General features: G+C 50.6%; 5 protein-coding genes. All 5 read left to right on the top strand.

Going from position 1 to position 2,842, the window contains the following annotated elements:
- The coding region (locus ABMA70_RS15875) for a hypothetical protein (protein ID WP_393022373.1) at positions 1 to 917 on the top strand (917 nt) is incomplete at its 5' end.
- Between the two features lie 3 nt (positions 918 to 920).
- Entirely contained in the window at positions 921 to 1,244 is a 324-nt protein-coding gene (locus tag ABMA70_RS15870) for a hypothetical protein (RefSeq protein ID WP_393022370.1), read from the top strand.
- Between the two features lie 536 nt (positions 1,245 to 1,780).
- A complete protein-coding gene (locus tag ABMA70_RS15865; protein WP_393022367.1) occupies positions 1,781 to 1,981 on the top strand; it encodes a hypothetical protein in 201 nt (66 codons plus the stop codon).
- The gene (locus tag ABMA70_RS15860) at positions 1,978 to 2,427 is read left to right on the top strand and encodes a hypothetical protein (protein WP_393022364.1); all 450 of its coding nucleotides are present in this window, start codon (positions 1,978 to 1,980) and stop codon (positions 2,425 to 2,427) included. The genes ABMA70_RS15865 and ABMA70_RS15860 overlap by 4 nt, the downstream gene beginning before the upstream one ends.
- 2 nt (positions 2,428 to 2,429) lie before the next feature.
- Positions 2,430 to 2,842: hypothetical protein (locus tag ABMA70_RS15855; RefSeq protein WP_393022361.1), on the top strand; the 413-nt coding region annotated here is incomplete at its 3' end.

Raw genomic sequence — 2,842 nt, 5'->3', positions numbered from 1 at the left:
TGACTAACCGTCGCACTGTATTAACTGTCTGTCGTTTCAATGGCTATCGTTCTGAACTAGGTGGTGGGTCCACCATCGTATGGCGTGAGTCAGGTACAGTGGACCACTTGCATGGCACACTAGACCATCATCGCAATGACGTGTCAGCCCTACGCTTGGAGCGTCGTGTCCCTAACCTGCGCCGTGCTGCTAACGGTGCTACCTACTGGACTATCGCTGGCTACCGTGCTCGCATCGAGTGCCGTCGTCGTCCTAACTCTCAGGATGAGGAGTGGAAAGCTAGTATCCATCGTGAAGATGGTAGCTGGAAATGTAACATCGAGTACAACATGTACGGTATCCCTCGTACCATGCCTGATGGTAGTGACTTCGACTTGGTGTGGTCACACGATGACGTTGACCGTGAGCGTCAAGCTATCCGTGAGATAGACAAGATGCCTGACCCTGACCACAAGGACAAGGCTCCCCACCAGCACGGTGTAGCTGCTACGCTTGGACATCTACAGTCTAACGGTGGGCTACGTGGTCACAGTGTGGGTGATGTGTTCCCATACGTACCATTCTACAAAGGTGCATCATGCGAACAGTGGGTTCGCTGCCCTGATGGTACAGAAGAAGGACCATTCAGTAGCATCGCTGCCATGCACCAGTTCATCGAGATGAATGAGCTAGTCAAAGAACAAGAACGCCTGCCTGTATTCACTGAACCAGTGCTACAGATGGGTGCCGCTACTGCCAGTCACATCTCTGTCACACCAGAGAGTGCTGAGCAAATCATCGAGGTACTTGAGTACATCGGTGTACCACCACAAGACATGGAAAACATCGGTGTCATTGACGACACGGGCGATGGGTTCTATTCACTCCGCGAGTACCTAGACATCGTGGACAAATCAAACAAACTGCTTGAGGACTAAGCTATGAGAACTAACAACAACCACTACGCAACAGGCTCACGTAAACAATACATGGGTAAGCGCAAGCCTAAGAAGGATGCTAACCGTATGTTCTTCGACCCAATGGTGTACGTACTGGACATCATCCGTAAGCACTTCGATGAGAAGGCTTTCCTCACACACAACCAGAAGTACGGGCATCGCATCATCAAGTACCGTCACACTACTGGTAAGCGTCTGGTGTTGGGCACGCCTGCCAACTCACGTCTGGTGTACGACTTCGCATTCGCTGAGATGGATGAGGAAGCGTGCGAGAAACTGTGCTTAGAACTAGGGCAGGTGAAGTAATGTACGCAGTAACTAAAGTAATCCTAGTCCTGTCTCTCGGTGCCTTGCTTGCATCGGAGCTGGACTCCGTGCTCGGTGCGTATGCCATTGGCATCGTAGCTGTGCTTGTATCAATCACTCGCGTATCAGTACGTAAGGAAGGTAATGATGGGTAGTGTATATGCCACCTTTGCTCTAGTCTGCGCCCTATTGTTGGGCGTAGTTGCTTATGCTGTCATCACTGAGGGTGACGGCTCCACTCCTGATAAGATTGGGGTCGCCTTTGTGGTGGTGTGTTGTTGGGTGTGCCTAACGGCAGCACTTGACTGGTTCAACATGATACCGGAGATGTAATTATGAGACATCAACTCCACCCCCTCACACTTGAGTACACTCGCCTTGCTGTTCAAGACTTACTACAGTCAGCACGTGTAAGAGTATTGCGTGAGTTCACTTGCCTTGAGATTAAGTACAAGGTGAAGTCCGACCTCAAGCAGTACGCTACGGACTTAGATGACACCGCAGTGTACAAGCAGGTAGACCTGCTAGGTGACATCATGGCTGAGTTAGCCAAAGAGTTCTGCGAGGACACGGGTATCCCATACCACTACTCATTCGTAGAGCGTTACATAGACGCTGAGTCTAAGGACTGGTACGAAAGCCATCGTGCATGTGATGCCTGCAAGGGAGCAGGTGAGCACGCTCTGCGTGTGGCATGGTTACTACATTTACAAGATGATATTGGAGCACCACTATGAGCATCGAAAACAAACTGGAACAAGCTGTCGTACATCTAATCGACAAGTCAATCGCAGGTATTGACAATGCCGTGGACTTTCTATCGGCTGAGCTACCTGTCTACATCGAGCAGCTACTCACGTGGTATGCAGTGAAAGGTTTCATCGGGCTAGCTATTAGCATCGGTGTACTATGGCTGGGTATCCACATGGTACGCAAAGTATTCATAGGCTTGGACGCATTCAAGGCTGAGGACAAAGAGAACGAGTGGTTCGAGTGGGGGTACGGCAAGAGTGCTGAACCTACATTGAAGGCTGCTTGCTTCGCCATAGCTGGTCTAGTCCTCGTCTTCTCTGGTCTGCTTGGAACCCTTGATAACCTATGGGAACCAATCCAAATCATGGTAGCTCCACACGTGTGGCTTGTGGAGTATGCGGCTCAACTCAAAGCAATAGCGAGTAACTAATCATGGAACTACAAACAATCTTTAACATGGTGCTACAACATCTAGCACGTCAGAACCACGGTGCTACTGATGGTGAGCATGGCTGTGCCTATCGTGCAGACGAAGGGCGCAAGTGTGCCGTCGGCTACCTACTATCGGACGCTGTGTATGACGATGACGTGGAAGGTGAGGTGGTAGGTGACGATAACATCGACGCTGCAATAGTAGAGTCCATCGGTGAACTACCTTATGGTGCACAGGCTGTACTAGCCCGACTGCAATCCGTGCATGACGGTGACTACGAGGCAGTGTGTGCAGGTACTCCCTTGAACTTCTGCGCTTTATCTAAAGAGCGACGCTTACAGCGTATCATGCAGACTGTCGAGCAGTTAGCCAGTGACTATGACCTCATCGTGCCTCGTGCTATCTACGACTG

It is taken from the genome of Halobacteriovorax sp. XZX-3 (assembly GCF_043196495.1).
In the GTDB taxonomy this organism is placed as follows: domain Bacteria; phylum Bdellovibrionota; class Bacteriovoracia; order Bacteriovoracales; family Bacteriovoracaceae; genus Halobacteriovorax_A.
The sequence above is the reverse complement of the archived record's forward strand: the minus strand, read 5'-3'. Positions and strand labels throughout refer to the sequence as shown.